This is a genomic window from Streptomyces sp. NRRL S-495 (assembly GCF_000966955.1).
GTDB lineage: Bacteria > Actinomycetota > Actinomycetes > Streptomycetales > Streptomycetaceae > Kitasatospora > Kitasatospora purpeofusca.
Genome location: NZ_JZWY01000022.1, coordinates 1 through 15,827, shown reverse-complemented (window position 1 = coordinate 15,827; position 15,827 = coordinate 1). Strand labels below are relative to the sequence as shown.

Sequence of the window (15,827 nt, the reverse complement as noted above, 5' to 3'; positions counted from 1 at the left end):
GGCCTGGACCCATCTGGTCGCCACCGCCGCGGGCCGGCCGGTCGACCCGGCCACCGAGACCCCGGAGTCCTGGCGCGCCGAGGTCTACCGGCGCACCCGGGGTCCCGCCCCGCTGCGGATGACCGACGGCGCCCGTCCGGTCTGGCGGGACTTCGACGCGGGATACGATCCGGCGGACCGCCTCGACCAGGCGATTCTGGCCGCCCGCCGCGCCGTCCTGCCGCACCACGGCCTGCTGCCCTGACCGGGTGGCGAAGGGGCGCCTTCCGCTTGTGAAGACCTGGTGCCCGGTCGCGTTCCGTGCGCAGGCCGACCGGTACAAATCGCCGATCGACTACGTACTGCAACCGACTTATCCCTCACCGTACGAGGACTGGGCTTCTCCCTCTTCCCACTGGTACCACCCATAACTACTCTGGGGATACACGTGTGCCGGTGGAGTCACCGGAGGGGAAGCCGGTGCCTTGCACACGGGTAAGGGTCGGGTGATGGTCATGAGTTCCGGCGAACGCCCCTTGCAGGACGTCGTCTTCCTGACCGTGGCCGAGGTGGCCGCGGTCATGCGGGTCTCCAAGATGACGGTCTACCGGTTGGTGCACAGCGGTGAGCTGCCTGCCATCCGGGTCGGCCGCTCGTTCCGGGTGCCCCAGCAGGCAGTGCACGAGTACCTCAAGGAGTCCTACGTGCGGCTCGAAAGCGCGTAGGCAAGGCCGGTCAGGGCGGGGTCCACCACCGGTGGGCCCCGTCTCCGTTCGCTCCGGATTCGCCTGCGGTTCGCCTGCTCCGGGGGGCGCGATTACGACCCTGGGCGAGTGGGCGGTAGGCTGGGCCCTCACGTCAGTCGTATGGACTCCGTCTCTCACGGGCGAGAGTCTCAGTGAGCGAGGGTTGTTCCGTGGGCTCTGTCATCAAGAAGCGTCGCAAGCGTATGGCCAAGAAGAAGCACCGCAAGCTTCTCAAGCGCACGCGCGTTCAGCGTCGCAACAAGAAGTAAGCGTCCCCGGCCGCGCTCGCGCGCCCAGCGCTTGACACCGCCCGTCCTGGCCCTCCGGCCGGGGCGGGCGCTGTCGTTTCCCGGTCGGCCGTTTCCCCGGCCCGGCGGTTTCCCCGGCCCGGTCGTTTCCCGGCCCACCGGGGCGGCGCGGTACGGTGCACGCAGGTCTCCCGGGCCGAGGAATGGGGTGCAGCGCTGTGGGAACGGTCGTGCTCGTCACCGGCGTCGGCCGGCACCTGGGCGCCCGCTTCGCCGCCGAGCTGCGCCGCCGGCCGGGGGTGGACCTGGTGGTCGGTGTGGACGTGCAGCCGCCGAGCCCGGCCCTGCGCGCGCTCGCCGAGCCGGACGGGCCCGCCGCGCCGTACCGCTTCCACCAGCTGGACCTGCGCCGCCCCGCCGTGGCGCGGGTGATCGCCGAGCACGGCGTCGACACCGTGGTGCACCTCGCGGTCAGCGCCACCGGACTGGGCTCCACCAACCGCTCCGCGGTGAAGGAGTCCAATGTGATCGGCACCATGCAACTGCTCGGCGCCTGCCAGAAGGCGCCGGGGGTGCGCCGGCTGGTGGTGAAGTCGACCACCGGCGTCTACGGCTCGGCGCCGCGCGACCCGGCCGTGTTCACCGAGCGGACCCAGCCGAAGACCCTGCCGGGCGGCGGCTTCGCCAAGGACGCGGTCGAGGTCGAGGGCTACGTCCGGGGCTTCGCCCGGCGCCGTCCGGACGTCGCGGTCACGGTGCTGCGGTTCGCCAACATCGTCGGCCCGGGCGCCGACACCCCGCTGACCGACTACTTCGCGCTGCCGGTCCTGCCGACCGTGCTCGGCTACGACCCCCGGCTGCAGTTCGCGCACGAGGACGACGTGGTCGAGGTGCTCTGCCGGGCCTCCTTCCCGGCCGAGCCGGGCACCGTGAACACCGGCACCGTCAACGTCGCCGGGGAGGGCGTGCTGCTGCTCTCCCAGTGCGCCCGCCGACTGGGCCGGCCGACCCTGCCGCTGCTGCTGCCGGCGGTCAGCTGGATCGCCGGACTGGCCCGGCAGACCCGGCTGGTCGACGTCTCGCCCGAGCACCTGCGGCTGCTGACCCACGGCCGGGTGGTGGACACCGCCAGGCTGCGCGGGGCCTTCGGCTACCGCCCGGTGTTCAGCACCCCGGAGGCCTTCGCGGACTTCGCCGCCGCGCAGTCGCCGGGCCTGCTGCCGCCGGAGCGGCTGACCGCCGTCACCGACGGACTGGCCGCGCTGCTCGGCCCGGAGGCCGGCCGGACCACCGCTCCGGGCACCACCGCCCCGGGCACCCCCGCCCGACCGCACCGACCCAGGAGCTGACCCGCATGAGTGCCGCCGCCGAGAACGCGCCGGGTGAGGCCAAGGTCATCCCGATCGAGTCCGCCCCCAGCTGGAGCGAGCCGCCGGCCGACGGCTCCGGCCTGGCCGACCGGGTGGCCGGCGCCGTCGGCGGCGCGCTGGCCGGGCGGCTCGGCGCCGCCGCGACCCGTGCGTTCGGCAAGGGCTGGGAGGACCGGGCCGCCGACGGCCTGGCCTTCCTGCGCCGCCGGATCACCGGCGACTACGAGGTGGACGAGTTCGGCTTCGACCGGGAGCTCACCGAGGAGGTGCTGCTCGGGCTGCTGCGGCCGCTGGCGGAGAAGTACTTCCGGATCGAGGTGCGCGGGATCGAGAACATCCCGGCCGAGGGCGGCGCGCTGATCGTCGCCAACCACTCCGGGACGATCCCGCTGGACGCGCTGATGACCCAGGTGGTGATACACGACCACCACCCGCACCACCGGCACCTGCGGATGCTCGCCGCCGACCTGGTGTTCGTCCTGCCCGGGATCAACGAGCTGGCCCGCAAGGCCGGGCACACCCTGGCCTGCAACGAGGACGCCCAGGCCCTGCTGGAGCGCGGCGAACTGGTCGGGGTGTGGCCGGAGGGCTTCAAGGGGGTCGGCAAGCCGTTCTCCGAGCGGTACAAGCTCCAGCGCTTCGGCCGGGGCGGCTTCGTCTCCTCGGCGCTGCGGGCCCGGGTGCCGATCGTGCCGTGCTCGATCGTCGGGGCCGAGGAGACCTACCCGATGATCGGCGACTTCCGGACCCTGGCCCGGCTGCTGGGTCTGCCGTACGTGCCGATCACGCCGACCTTCCCGTGGCTGGGCCCGCTGGGGGCGGTGCCGCTGCCGACCAAGTGGATCATCGAGTTCGGCGAGCCGATTGCGACCGACCGGCACCCGGTGGAGGCGGCGGACGATCCGATGCTGGTCTTCGACTTGGCCGACGAGGTCCGGGAGACCATCCAGCACACGCTGTACCAGCTGCTGGTGCGGCGGCGCTCGGTGTTCTTCTGAGCCACTCGCCGGCTGTCGGGCCGAGCGCAACGGCGGGGCCGTACGTCCGCCGGGGCCCCGCCGTTCCATTTGCCGGGTCAGCCGCCGAGGATCCGCAGCCCGGGCAGCAGGCCCGGGATCAGCGGGGGCACCTCGACCCCCTGCTGCTGGGCGGCGCCGCCGCTCGCACTGGGCGACTCGGACGGCTGCGCCGGGGACCGGTCCGGCACCGGGGCCGGCGCGTCCGCGCTGGGCGAGGGCTTGGCCCCGGTGAGCCCGCTGGTGAGGTTGTCCACCAGGCCGCCGACCGGCGCCGGCACGACATTGCCCTCATTGCTGGGCACCGGTGCGGCCGGTGCGCCGGGGGCCGCGGGCGCCGCCGGTGCGGGCGCGCCGCCCTGCGGCGGGACCTGCGGGGTGCTGCCCGGCCGACCGCCGACCGCGGTGCCGGCCGGTCCGCCGATGGCACCGCCCTGGGCCGGTACTCCGCCGACCGCCGGGTTGCCGCCGGGCGAGGTGCCGACGGACGGTCCGCCCTGCACACCCGTCCCGCGGGTGCCGTCGCCCGCCCCGCCGTCGTCCGGCATCCCGCTCTTGGCGGGCTGCTGGACCAGACGCAGGGGCGCGACGTCCTGGCTTATGTCGTCGAAGAGCTGGTCCACCAGGTGGGCCTGCGGGACGAGCTGGTCCGGGAGCCGGGACTGCACCTCGGCCCAGGCGCCGTCCTCGTCCTGGGCGAAGCCTGCCAGGGCGCGCATCGGGTCGAGCGAGCCGTTGTTGCGGTAGACGGCGCGCAGCAGGTCGCGGCCCTTGAGGGCATCGGTATGCATGTCGTCCAGGGCCTTGCGGACCTGCTCGACGGTGCCCGGGCTGAGCGAGCCGCCGGTACCGGCCCGGCCCACCAGTGACCGGGCCTCACCGAGCCGGGTGGCCGCGTTGTCGAGCAGCAGTTCGCCGCGCTCGCTGTCGGTGTTCGCGAGGTTGAGCCGGAGTCCCTCCAGTCCGCGCTTCATGCCGTACAGCGGGTCGCCGGGGAGGGCGTTGCCGCTGGCGGCCGCGGCCCCGGCGAAGCTGCCGACGGCGAGGCCGGCGACGAGCCCGCCGATCGCGAACCGGCGGCTCCAGCGTCCGCGCGGCGCCGTGCGGACGGCCCGGTGGCGGCGCTGACGCGGCACGGTGACGCCCGGTCCGCCCGCGAAGGCCTGCTCGAACGCGGCCATCAGTTGGGCGCGTTGGACGGTCCGGACCTCGCGGTCGAGTTCCGGAGCGGGCAGCGCGCCGAGCGCGCCGACCGTGTCGATGAGTTCGGCCATCGCGACCGAACCGGCGTTGCCGGTAGCGGTGTTGGCCGTTCCGTTGCCGTCGGCAGCGCGTTGCTCCGCCTGGTGGGCCTCCAGCGCCTCGGCGAAGGCCTTCGCCCGCCGGTGCTCAAGCACGTTTGCCGTCACGGGCCACACCTCCCTTCGTCGTTGTCGACACCCCGGCCTGCCGGACGGTTGCCCCGGCAAGCCAAAGCCACTCCATCGGGTGAGAGGTCGCAATTCGACTTGACCGCACGCCTGGTGGAGGCTTGCAAGCTGGCCAACGAGCGGCGCGGGCGGTCGGTTACGCACGACTGATCATCGGACCGACCGTTCACCCGGATGTGTCGGGCCGCCGCCGAGGGTGACGGCCCGCCCACTATCTCTCCCGCCGCTTCCCCGGGGGCCTCCCCGGACCGCCGCCGGCTCACCGCGCGTCGGGCGGGAGCAGGCGGGCCAGGGTGCGCACGGCGCGGTACTGGAGGGTCTTGATGGCACCCTCGTTCTTGCCCATGATCCGGGCGGTCTCGGCGACCGACAGCCCCTGCAGGAAGCGCAGCGTGACGCACTCCTGCTGCTGCGGGTTCAGCCGGCGGACCGCCTCCAGCAGGGCCGCGTTGGAGAGCGACTCCAGCACCGAGTCCTCGGGGCTTCGTTCGCACTCGTTGGAGTCGAGCATCTCGCCCGTGGTGACCTCCAGCCGGAACCGGCTGGACTTGAAGTGGTCGGCGACCAGGTTGCGGGCGATGGTCACCAGCCAGGCGCCGAAGTCCCGGCCCTGCCAGGTGAAGGTGCCGATCCGGCGCAGCGCGCGCAGGAACGTCTCGCTGGTGAGGTCCTCGGCGGTGGCCCGGCTGCCGACCCGGTAGTAGATGTAGCGGTAGACGGTGTCCGCGTAGTGGTCGTAGAGCCGGCCGAAGGCCTCGCTCTCGCCGGCCTGGGCGCGCTCGACCAGCTCCATGATCGGGTTGTGCTCGGTCTCGTAACCGGGGCCGGTGGTGGTGCGGGAGCGGCTGCGGCCGCCGGCGCTGCCGGTCCGGCCCCGGGTGCCGGCCCCGGTCGAGCCGGCCGCGGTGGTGCGCAGCAGGGGGGTGCCGGGACGGTCCTGGGTCTGGCCGAACGCGGCTCCGGCGGGCACCAGTTGGGGGGTGGCGGCGAGCTGGCTGCGGAGCAGGGTGCGCAGCAGGTCCAGGCCGGTGGAGATCTGCCGGGGCGGGACCGGGCGGCCGCGGAGGCTGGTGCGGGAGCGCAGGGGCGCGGACGACGGGCGGGAGGGTGCAGGCGCGTCGTTCCGGACGGGTGGGTACACGGGACTCCCAGAGGCAGAACTGTGGACGGATCACCTCCGCCTGCGCGGAGAGCACGTCCGCGCCCCCCGGGTCGCGCTGGGGCGGTTGGGTGACGTGCATCCAGGAGAGAATAACGCTTTGTGCAATGACAGCTACACCGTGTGGTCGAAGTGGTCGTTTGGGATCCGCATTGAACGAATATCCGGCCGACAGTGACCGAACATGTCGGCGATCGGCTGGCTCAACGTGACAGAACGGGTGCACCTGGTGACCAATTCGGTGGTGCGGCGGGCGGTTTCCCGGTTCTGGGGCCCGATAACCCCCGACTTTGTCGAGCTGGCGAACGATCAGATCCGGTCACGGGCTGGCGAGTTCGATCGACAGGGCCGGACGGGCCCGCGACGCGCGGGAGTTCGCCCGTACGGGCGGCATCGTCAGCGCGCGAATTGACCGGACTCACCCCGGCGCGGGCCCCGGACGGCCCTCCGCAGGGTCCGCTCGTCGCTCGGTCGCTCGTCGCTCAGGCGCGGTGCCGGCGGTGCAGCGCGGCCCAGGCCGCGACGGCGCCTGCGGCCACGCCGAGCGCGGCGGCGGCCGGCAGCCCGACCCGGGCGGCCTTCCGTCCGGTCCGGAAGTCCCGGACCCGCCAGCCCTGCGCGCGGGCGTGCCGCCGCAGCGCGCCGTCCGGGTTCACCACGTAGGGGTGGCCCACCAGCGAGAGCATCGGGATGTCGTTGGCCGAGTCGCTGTACGCGGCGCAGCGGTCGAGGTCGAGCCGCTCCCGCCGGGACAGCGAGCGCACCGCGGCCGCCTTGGCCGGCCCGTGCAGCAGTTCGCCGACCAGCCGGCCGGTGTACGCGCCCTCGCGGGCCTCGGCGACGGTGCCGAGCGCCCCCGTCATGCCGAGCCGGGCCGCGATGATCCGGGCCACCTCCACCGGGGCGGCGGTGACCAGCCAGACCCGCTGCCCGGCGTCCAGGTGCATCTGGACCAGCGCGCGGGTGCCCGGCCACACCTTGTCGGCGATGACCTCCTCGAAGACCTCCTCGCAGAGCGCCTCCAGCTCGGCGGTCCGCTTGCCGGCGACCAGGCCCAGGGCGGTGTGCTGGGCGTCGGCCATGTGGTCCGGGTCCTCGGCGCCGTACAACCGGAACCAGGCCTGCTGCCAGGCGAAGCGCGCGATGTCCCGACGGGTGAGGAAGCCCCGGCGGAAGAGGCCGACCCCGAGGTAGAAGATCGCGGCCCCGCGCAGGATGGTGTTGTCGCAGTCGAAGAAGGCGGCGGCGCGCGGGTCGTCGGGATCGGGGGTGTGGTTCTCGGCGGGGGGCCTGGGCGCCCTGCCGCGCCGGGCGGGCTCCGCGTCCCCGGCGGGCTCCGCCTCCTCGGCCGACCGGGCGTCCGCCGCCGGCCCGGTGCCTCCGGCCGGCTCCGTCGGGGCCTCCCCGACCGGTGCCGGGGCGGCCCGCAGGGCGGCCTCCGCCGCCTCCGCCGCGGCCTCGCCCGCCAGCGCGGCCCGCGAGCCGGTGGAGCGCCTTGACTGGGTGAGCCTTCGGAGCACGGCCATGCCATCGAGCATAGCCAGCCACCTGTGCGGCGGCCGTGACGGCGACGTGCCCGACGGGTGAACGGCGGACGGGGCGGCCGGGTCCGGACCGTCCGCCGGGTCGGCGCACAATGGCGGGGTGAGTCCACTGCTGCGACGTGACAAGAACCGGGGCCCGGGGCCGGCCGACCGGACGGTGACCCTGGTGGCCAAGCCCGGCTGCCATCTGTGCGACGACGCCCGGGAGGTGATCGTCCGGGTGACGGCCGAGCTGGGCGCGGCCTTCGAGGAGAAGGACATCACCCAGGACCCGGAGCTCCACCACCTCTACTGGGAGCAGATCCCGGTCACCCTGATCGACGGGCGCCAGCACGACTTCTGGCGGGTGGACGAGAAGCGCCTGCGCACCGCGCTCGGCGCCTGACCCGGGCCCCCGGCGGCCGCGGCGGGGAGGCGCCGGCCCGCTCCGCCGGGAGCCGCCCGCCCGCTCCGCCGGGGGGCTCCCGCGCCCCCGCCGAACGGCGGGGGCGGTTCGCCGAATCGTTGTGAAGATTCCGCGTTCCCGGCTTGGGGCACCGGCCGTCGGTCGGCTTACGATCGAACTCGTCTGCGCCCATGGGGGGCTGAGCACGCGAGGAGTGCCGCCATGCTTCCCGGTCCGCCCTTAGCCACGCCCGCCGAGCCCTCGGCCGCGCGCGGGGGCTTCGCCGTGGTGGACGTGGAGGCGACCGGCCGCAGCCCCTGGCGGCACCGGGTGGTCGAGGTGGCGGTGGTGCTGCTGGACGAGCGGCTCCGCCCCGAGGGCGAGTTCTGCACCCTGCTGGACCCGCTCGGCCCGGTCGGCCCGACCCATGTGCACCGGATAGCGCAGGAGGACGTCGAGGGCGCCCCGCGCTTCCGCGAGATCGCGCCGCTGCTGCTGGAGCTGCTGACCGGCCGGGTGCTGGTCGGCCATCACGTCACCTGCGACCACGCCTTCCTGGATCGCGAGTTCGCCCGGATCGGGGTCCCGCTGCCGCCGGTGCCCTCGCTGTGCACGATGCGGCTGGCCCGGGCCCATCTGCCGGAGGCCGGCGGCTTCGGCCTGGCGGCCTGTGTGGCGGCGGCCGGCCTCGGCGGCTTCGCCGCGCACACCGCGCTCGGCGACGCCCGGGCCACCGCCGACCTGCTCCGCCACTGCCTGGACGCGCCGTCCTGCCCGCCGGACGACTGGGCGGAACCGCTGCGCGAGGCGGCCGCGGTGCCGTGGCCGAGGCTGGGGCGGGCCCGGTCCCGGCCGTCCGGGGAGCCGGTGCCGCTGGTCCTGCGGGGGTCCTCCCGCCCGGCTCCGCCGGTGCTGCCGAACGGCCTGCTGTACGGCCCTCGGCCACCCCTTGCACCGCCCCCGGCGGCGGCCCGGAAAGGGGCCGGTGCTATGGGGTCCACGGCGTGATGCGCATCACTGTGCGTGGACAAATCGGACACCATCTTTGTGCACACGTTCACAAACGCATAGCCTGGCTGCCAAAGCCCAGCTTCACCCACAGGAGCACCGTGGCAATCGGCCGATCACCACAGAGCAGTTCGCAGACGCCCGACCAGGGCGCCGCGCGTCGACCTTCGCGCGCCCGGGGCATCCCGGAGGCGACGGTCGCCCGGCTTCCGCTGTACCTGCGCGCGCTCACCGCGCTCTCCGAGCGCTCGGTGCCGACCGTCTCCTCCGAGGAGCTGGCGGCCGCGGCCGGGGTGAACTCCGCCAAGCTGCGCAAGGACTTCTCCTACCTGGGCTCGTACGGCACCCGCGGGGTCGGCTACGACGTCGAGTACCTCGTCTACCAGATCTCCCGCGAGCTGGGCCTGACCCAGGACTGGCCGGTCGTCATCGTCGGCATCGGGAACCTCGGCCACGCGCTCGCCAACTACGGCGGCTTCGCCTCCCGCGGTTTCCGGGTGGCCGCCCTGCTGGACGCCGACCCGTCCGTGGTCGGCAGCAGCGCGGCCGGCCTGCCGGTGCGCCACATGGACGAACTGGAGTCCATCGTGGAGAGCCAGCACGTCTCGATCGGTGTCATCACCACGCCGCCCGGCGCCGCCCAGCAGGTCTGCGACCGGCTGGTCGAGGCCGGTGTCACCAGCATCCTGAACTTCGCCCCGACCGTGCTGACCGTTCCGGACGGCGTGGACGTGCGCAAGGTGGACCTCTCCATCGAGCTGCAGATCCTCGCCTTCCACGAGCAGCGCAAGGCCGGCGACGAGCCGGACCGCACGGAGTCCGTGCTCGACCGCGCCCCCGGCCCGGTCCGCGCCGCCGCGGCCAAGCTGCGCCGCGCGGCCGGCGGCAGCACCAAGCCCCGCACCGCCGCGGAGTCGGCCAAGGACGCGGAGCCGACGGCGCAGGGCAAGCCCGGCAAGCCCGGCGAGGGCGAGCTGTCCGCGGTGATGCCGGCATGAGCGGGACCGAGAATCGTGGGACCAGGGGGCGGGCGTGAGTCTTCTCGTCGTAGGGCTGAGCCATCGCACGGCCCCGGTCGGCGTGCTGGAGCGGGCCGCGCTGACCGGTGAGGTGCCGACCCGGCTGCTGCACGACGCGGCCGCGTCCGCGACCGTCGCCGAGGCGGCGCTGGTCAACACCTGCAACCGGATCGAGCTGTACGCGGACGTGGACAAGTTCCACGCCGGCGTCGCCGAGCTGTCGTTGCTGCTCGCCCACCACAGCGGGGTCGACCTGGAGGAGCTGACCTCCCACCTCTACGTCCACTACGAGGACCGCGCGGTCCACCACCTCTTCTCGGTGGCCTGCGGCCTGGACTCGATGGTGGTCGGCGAGGGCCAGATCCTCGGCCAGCTGCGCGACGCCCTGGCCAAGGCGCAGGAGGAGCACACCGCCGCGCGCGGCCTCAACGAGCTCTTCCAGCAGGCCCTGCGGGTCGGCAAGCGGGCGCACAGCGAGACCGGCATCGACAAGGCCGGCCAGTCCCTGGTGACCTTCGGCCTGGAGCAGGTCGCGGCCGGCGCGGGCGCGATCGCGGGCAAGCGGGCGCTGGTGGTCGGCGCGGGCTCGATGAGCTCGCTGGCCGCCGCCACCCTGGTCCGCTCGGGCGTGACGGACCTGCTGATCGCCAACCGGACGCCGGAGCGCGCCGAGCGGCTGGTCGAGATCCTCGGCGGGGACGTCGCCCGCACCCTGGACCTGGCGAAGGTGCCGGAGGCGCTGGCCGACGTCGATCTGGTGATCTCCTGCACCGGCGCGGCCGGCACGGTGATCGGGGCGCAGGACGTCGCCGCCGCGGTCGCCGCGCGCGCCGCCGCCACCCCCCTCGCCTTCCTCGACCTCGCCATGCCGCGCGACGTCGACCACGCCGTGCACGAGCTGCCCGGCGCGCTCCTGGTCGACCTGGAGAGCCTCTCGCACGCCCACGCCGCCACTCCCGGCGCCGGGGACGTCGACGCCGTCACCGGCATCGTCGCCGAGGAGGTCACCGCCTTCGGCGCCGCCCAGCGGGCCGCGCGGATCGCCCCCACCGTGGTGGCGCTGCGCGCGATGGCCTCCGGGGTGGTCGCCACCGAGCTGGCCCGCCTGGACTCCCGGCTGCCCGGTCTGGACGAGCGCTCGCGCGCCGAGATCGGCCAGACCGTCCGCCGGGTCGTCGACAAGCTGCTGCACGCCCCCACCGTGCGGGTGAAGCAGCTGGCCGCCGAACCCGGCGGCGCCTCCTACGCGGAGGCACTGCGTGAACTGTTCGACCTCGACCCGGCCGCCGTCCACGCGGTCTCGGGCACCCCGATCGGCACCCAGCAGCCTGCGGGCGGGGGCGCCGGATGAACCGTCAGCCATCCCACGAGTACCACCGGGACGATCACCCCATGAATGGTCAACCGCTCACCGGCCAGGCACCGGACCCCACCGCGGCACCCCTGCGGCTCGGCACCCGGCGCAGCGCGCTCGCCATGGCGCAGTCGGGCATGGTCGCCCGCGAGGTGACCCGCCTCACCGGGCGCCCCGTCGAGCTGGTGGAGATCACCACCTACGGCGACACCTCCCGCGAGGCGCTGGCCCAGATCGGCGGCACCGGTGTGTTCGTCTCCGCGCTGCGCGACGCGCTGCTCGAGGGCCGGATCGACTTCGCCGTGCACTCGCTCAAGGACCTTCCGACCGCGGCCCCCGAGGGCCTGCTGCTGGCCGCCGTCCCCGAGCGCGAGGACAGCCGCGACGCCCTGGTGGCGCGCGACGGCCTGGCGCTCGGCGAGCTGGTGGAGAAGCTGGCCGGAGCCGGCCGCCCGGCCCGGATCGGCACCGGTTCGCCGCGTCGGATGGCGCAGCTGAACGCCTGGGCCCGCGAACGCGGCGACCGGCTGGAGACCGTCGCGATCCGCGGCAACGTGGACACCCGGATCGGCTTCGTGGCCTCCGGCGAGCTGGACGCCGTGGTGCTGGCCACCGCGGGTCTGAACCGGCTCGGCCGGTCCGCGGAGATCACCGAGCACCTCGACCCCGAGCTGATGGTCCCGGCCCCCGGCCAGGGCGCGCTCGCCATCGAGTGCACCGCCGCCGCCGCGCTCCCGGAAGGGGGCGGTCTGGCCGCCGCGCTGGCGGCCCTCGACCACGCCCCCACCCGGGTCGCGGTGGCCGCCGAGCGGGCCCTGCTCGCCACCCTGGAGGCCGGCTGCTCCGCACCGGTCGCCGCGCTGGCCGCCTGGGACCACCGATCCGAACTGCGGCTGGAGGGCGTGGTCGGCACCGTCGACGGCGCCACCCTGCTGAAGATGTCCGCCCACGGTCCGATCGTCCTCGACGAGACCGCCGAGCAGCAGGCGGTGGCCCTCGGCCGCACGCTGGCCGCCCGGCTGCTCGACGCGGGCGCGGCCGCCCTGATGGGGGAGCGAGCCCGATGAGCCCCACCGCCGCCACCGACAGCCCGTTCCCGGCCGACAGCCCGTTCGGGGGTACGGTGCCCGCCACCGGCCGGTGCACCTTCCTGGGCGCGGGCCCCGGCGACCCGGGCCTGCTGACCCTGCGCGCGGTCGAGGTCCTGGCCTCGGCCGACGTCCTGGTCGCCGACCCGCTGACCGCGGCCGCCGTGCGCAGCCACTGTCCCTCGGGCGTGCAGGTGCACGCCCCCGGCACCGAGGGGCCGGACTTCGACCTGGCGAACCTGGTCGCCGAGGCCGTGCGCTCCGGCAAGCACGTGGTGCGGACCGTCGACGGCGACCCGGGCCTGGACGGCTGCGCCGCCGAGGAGATGCTCGGCTGCGCCGGCGCCGGGATCGCCTTCGAGGTGATCCCGGGCGTCGCCCAGTCGGTCGGCGTGCCGGCCTACGCGGGGGTGCCGCTGCGCGGCGCCGCCGGGACGGACGTCCGCTTCGTGGAGGCCGCCGCGCTGCTGGCCGGCTCCCCGGTGGACCTGGGCGCGCCGGAGACCACCCTGGTCGTGCGCACCACCCTGGGCCAGCTGCCGGCCACCGCCAACGCGCTGGTCTCCAACGGCCGCAAGCCGGAGTCGGCGCTCAGCGCGACGCTCTCCGGCACCACCACCCGCCAGCGCACCTTCACCGCGACCCTGGCCACCATCGCGGCGGACCTCAAGGCCGCCCGGGTGCTGCCCGCGCCGGTGTCCGCCCCGGTGGACCCCGCCACCCCGGTCATAGCCGTGGTCGGTGAGCAGGTCGCCCACCGCTCCTCGCACTCCTGGTTCGAGACCAAGCCGCTGTTCGGCTGGAACGTCCTGGTGCCGCGCACCAAGGAGCAGGCGCACGGCCTGTCCGAGCAGCTGCGCTCGTACGGCGCGGTGCCGCAGGAGGTGCCGACCATCGCGGTCGAGCCGCCGCGCACCCCGCAGCAGATGGAGCGGGCGATCAAGGGCCTGGTCACCGGCCGGTACGAGTGGATCGCCTTCACCTCGGTGAACGCAGTGCGCGCGGTGCGGGAGAAGTTCGAGGAGTACGGCCTGGACGCCCGGGCGTTCGCCGGGATCAAGGTCGCGGCGGTCGGCGAGACCACCGCGCAGGCGCTGGTCGACTTCGGCGTGAAGCCGGACCTGGTGCCGTCCGGCGAGCAGTCCGCGGCCGGGCTGCTGGAGGACTGGCCGCCCTACGACCCGGTGTTCGACCCGATCGACCGGGTGCTGCTGCCGCGCGCCGACATCGCCACCGAGACCCTGGTGGCCGGCCTGGTCGAGCTGGGCTGGGAGGTCGACGACGTGACGGCGTACCGGACCGTGCGCGCCTCGCCGCCGCCGGCCGAGACCCGGGAGGCGATCAAGGGCGGCGGCTTCGACGCGGTGCTGTTCACCTCGTCCTCGACCGTGCGGAACCTGGTCGGCATCGCGGGCAAGCCGCACAACGTGACGGTCATCGCCTGCATCGGCCCGGCCACCGCGAAGACCGCCGAGGAGCACGGCCTGCGGGTCGACGTGATGGCCCCGGCCCCGTCGGCCGCGGCGCTCGCCCAGGCCCTGGCAGACTTCGGGGCCAAGCGCCGGGACACCGCGACCGCCGCCGGTGAGCCGGTCTACCGGCCCAGTGAGCGCCGCCCCGGCTCGCGCCGCAAGGCCGCGCGCTGAATCGAGGCCGGGGGCGGACCATCCGCCGCCCCCGGCACCAGCACCACCGTTCGGAGAGAGAAGCCGTGTCCGCTGAATTCCCGTACGTCCGCCCGCGCCGGCTGCGCTCGACCCCGGCGATGCGCCGACTGGTCGCGGAGACCCGGCTGCACCCGGCGGAGCTGATCCTGCCGCTGTTCGTCCGCGAGGGCGTGCGCGAGCCGGTCCCGGTCTCGTCGATGCCGGGCGTGGTCCAGCACACCCGGGAGACCCTGCGCAAGGCCGTCACCGAGGCGGCCGCGGCGGGCCTGGGCGGCGTCATGCTGTTCGGCGTCCCCGAGGTCCAGGACGCGACCGGCAGCGAGGGCACCAACCCGGACGGCATCCTCCAGCAGGCGATCCGGGACGTGGTCGCCGAGGTCGGCGACGCCCTGGTGGTCATGTCGGACCTGTGCCTGGACGAGTACACCGACCACGGCCACTGCGGCGTACTGGCCGCGGACGGCTCGGTGGACAACGACGCCACCCTGGAGCGGTACGCCGAGATGGCCCGGGTGCAGGCGGACGCGGGCGTCCACCTGGTCGGCCCGTCCGGGATGATGGACGGCCAGATCGGGGTGGTCCGCCGGGCCCTGGACGAGGCCGGCCACCAGGACGTCGGCATCCTCGCCTACACCGCCAAGTACGCCTCGGCGTTCTACGGCCCGTTCCGGGAGGCGGTCGGCTCCTCGTTGAAGGGCGACCGCAAGAGCTACCAGCAGGACCCGGCCAACGCCCGGGAGGCGCTGCGGGAGCTGGAGCTGGACATCGCCGAGGGCGCCGACCTGGTGATGGTGAAGCCGGGCATGGCCTACCTCGACATCCTGCGCCAGGTCGCCGACGCCTCGCCGGTGCCGGTCTCCGCCTACCAGGTGTCCGGCGAGTACGCGATGGTCGAGGCGGCCGCGGCCAACGGCTGGATCGACCGGGAGCGGATGATCCTGGAGACGCTGACCTCGCTGCGCCGGGCCGGCGCCGAGCAGATCCTCACCTACTGGGCCCTCGAGGCCGCCGCGATGGTGAAGTAGCCGGACCGGGGCCACAGCCCCGGACACGGCGGAGGCCGGGCCCCCTACCGAAGGGGGCCCGGCCTCCGTGCGTGCTACCAGCCGCCGATGTGGGCGAAGCCCTCCTCGCCGCCGACCGCGTCGGTGGAGGTGGCGGCGCCCCAGCCGTGCGCACCGGTGTGGATGTTCGAGGTGTGGGCGAGGCCCCACCACTCGCCGGCCGCGAACACCGGGTGGGCCGAGGCGGCGAACTCGCCGCCGCCGACCAGGCCGACGTGCGCGGACGCCGCCGGGGCGGCCAGGCCGGCCAGCGCCAGCGCGCCGACGGCGGTCAGAGTGACCTTGACCAGCTTGCTCTTCATGGATCTGCCCTCTCTTCCGGAGCGCCCCGTGCGGGCGCTCTGCCTCTGACGTGTGCTCCGGTCCGGTGCCGGGGACCGGCCCTGACACGGGACCACACGCTGCCGTCCGCGGCGGCGCCCCACGCGCCGCGCCGACGGCCTGTCACCCGGCCGGACGCCGCCGGTGCGGCCCGGTCGGACGTCCGGTCCGGTACGCCCGGAGGGCCCGGGGACCAGACGTCCCCGGGCCCTCCGTCGCGCCGTGCGGCCGAATCAGCCGATCAGGTGCGAGACACCCGCGTCGCCCGAGGACTGGGTGTTCTGGCCGACGTTGCAGATCTGCTTCGGGGTGCTGTTGAGGATCGGCACCTCGACCGGGACGGCCACGCCGAGGACGGCGACCGCGATGTTGTGGACCTCCGGCAGGCAGATGTTCGCGTTGTCGAGGGTGTGGAAGTTCGGGCTGTGG

Annotated in this window: 16 protein-coding genes and 2 pseudogenes; 13 read left to right on the top strand and 5 right to left on the bottom strand. The window is 74.6% G+C overall.

Annotated elements, in window-relative coordinates; all coding sequences use genetic code 11:
• The 5 genes and pseudogenes from VR45_RS02150 to VR45_RS02135 form a co-directional block, all read left to right on the top strand.
• A pseudogene (locus tag VR45_RS02150) lies at positions 1-244 on the top strand (acetoin utilization protein AcuC); the annotation flags it as partial.
• Between the two features lie 250 nt (positions 245-494).
• Positions 495-704, top strand: coding sequence for a helix-turn-helix domain-containing protein (locus VR45_RS02145; protein WP_045937940.1), 210 nt, complete (start codon positions 495-497; stop codon positions 702-704).
• A 191-nt stretch (positions 705-895) separates the two neighbouring features.
• On the top strand, positions 896-994 hold the full coding sequence (locus VR45_RS43590) for an AURKAIP1/COX24 domain-containing protein (protein ID WP_003948845.1): 99 nt from the start codon (positions 896-898) through the stop codon (positions 992-994).
• 197 nt (positions 995-1,191) lie between these two features.
• Positions 1,192-2,322, top strand: coding sequence for an NAD-dependent epimerase/dehydratase family protein (locus VR45_RS02140; protein ID WP_045937932.1), 1,131 nt, complete (start codon positions 1,192-1,194; stop codon positions 2,320-2,322).
• A gap of 5 nt (positions 2,323-2,327) precedes the next feature.
• Entirely contained in the window at positions 2,328-3,341 is a 1,014-nt protein-coding gene (locus tag VR45_RS02135; RefSeq protein ID WP_045937931.1) for a lysophospholipid acyltransferase family protein, read from the top strand.
• A 77-nt stretch (positions 3,342-3,418) separates the two neighbouring features.
• Here VR45_RS02135 and VR45_RS41965 read toward each other — a convergent pair whose 3' ends face one another.
• Entirely contained in the window at positions 3,419-4,768 is a 1,350-nt protein-coding gene (locus VR45_RS41965; protein WP_159394095.1) for a DUF5667 domain-containing protein, read from the bottom strand.
• Positions 4,769-5,048: 280 nt separating this feature from the next.
• A complete protein-coding gene (locus VR45_RS02125; RefSeq protein ID WP_078896156.1) occupies positions 5,049-5,825 on the bottom strand; it encodes an ECF subfamily RNA polymerase sigma factor, BldN family in 777 nt (258 codons plus the stop codon).
• A gap of 307 nt (positions 5,826-6,132) precedes the next feature.
• Here VR45_RS02125 and VR45_RS46605 point away from each other — a divergent pair, with 307 nt between their 5' ends.
• Positions 6,133-6,360 carry a hypothetical protein gene (locus VR45_RS46605; protein WP_159394094.1) on the top strand — a complete coding sequence of 76 codons (228 nt, stop codon included), beginning with the start codon at positions 6,133-6,135 and terminating at the stop codon, positions 6,358-6,360.
• Positions 6,361-6,430: 70 nt separating this feature from the next.
• On the opposite strand, the gene VR45_RS02120 is transcribed toward VR45_RS46605, so the two are convergent.
• Complete coding sequence (locus tag VR45_RS02120; RefSeq protein ID WP_045937937.1) at positions 6,431-7,474, bottom strand: HAD-IB family hydrolase; 1,044 nt, start codon at positions 7,472-7,474, stop codon at positions 6,431-6,433.
• 118 nt (positions 7,475-7,592) lie between these two features.
• Here VR45_RS02120 and VR45_RS02115 point away from each other — a divergent pair, with 118 nt between their 5' ends.
• The 7 genes from VR45_RS02115 to hemB all read left to right on the top strand — a co-directional run bounded on the left by VR45_RS02115 (position 7,593) and on the right by hemB (position 15,038).
• Positions 7,593-7,877, top strand: a complete 285-nt coding sequence (locus tag VR45_RS02115) for a glutaredoxin family protein (protein ID WP_045937930.1) — start codon at positions 7,593-7,595, stop codon at positions 7,875-7,877.
• Between the two features lie 222 nt (positions 7,878-8,099).
• Complete coding sequence (locus VR45_RS02110; protein WP_078896155.1) at positions 8,100-8,885, top strand: 3'-5' exonuclease; 786 nt, start codon at positions 8,100-8,102, stop codon at positions 8,883-8,885.
• A gap of 101 nt (positions 8,886-8,986) precedes the next feature.
• Positions 8,987-9,883, top strand: a complete 897-nt coding sequence (locus VR45_RS02105; protein WP_199839820.1) for a redox-sensing transcriptional repressor Rex — start codon at positions 8,987-8,989, stop codon at positions 9,881-9,883.
• A 34-nt stretch (positions 9,884-9,917) separates the two neighbouring features.
• Complete coding sequence (locus VR45_RS02100; RefSeq protein ID WP_045937929.1) at positions 9,918-11,255, top strand: glutamyl-tRNA reductase; 1,338 nt, start codon at positions 9,918-9,920, stop codon at positions 11,253-11,255.
• A gap of 41 nt (positions 11,256-11,296) precedes the next feature.
• Positions 11,297-12,325 (top strand): hydroxymethylbilane synthase, encoded by a 1,029-nt coding sequence (gene hemC / locus VR45_RS02095; RefSeq protein WP_045937928.1) that lies wholly within the window; start codon positions 11,297-11,299, stop codon positions 12,323-12,325.
• Positions 12,322-13,992: a uroporphyrinogen-III synthase gene (locus VR45_RS02090; protein ID WP_234325801.1), complete on the top strand. Its 1,671-nt coding sequence runs from the start codon at positions 12,322-12,324 to the stop codon at positions 13,990-13,992. Before hemC ends, VR45_RS02090 begins: the two co-directional genes overlap by 4 nt.
• A 65-nt stretch (positions 13,993-14,057) precedes the next feature.
• Positions 14,058-15,038, top strand: coding sequence for a porphobilinogen synthase (gene hemB, locus VR45_RS02085; RefSeq protein ID WP_045937927.1), 981 nt, complete (start codon positions 14,058-14,060; stop codon positions 15,036-15,038).
• Positions 15,039-15,112: 74 nt separating this feature from the next.
• Here hemB and VR45_RS02080 read toward each other — a convergent pair whose 3' ends face one another.
• Positions 15,113-15,379, bottom strand: a complete 267-nt coding sequence (locus VR45_RS02080) for a hypothetical protein (protein ID WP_045937926.1) — start codon at positions 15,377-15,379, stop codon at positions 15,113-15,115.
• Positions 15,380-15,631: 252 nt separating this feature from the next.
• Positions 15,632-15,827, bottom strand: a pseudogene (locus tag VR45_RS02075) (rodlet layer protein); the annotation flags it as partial.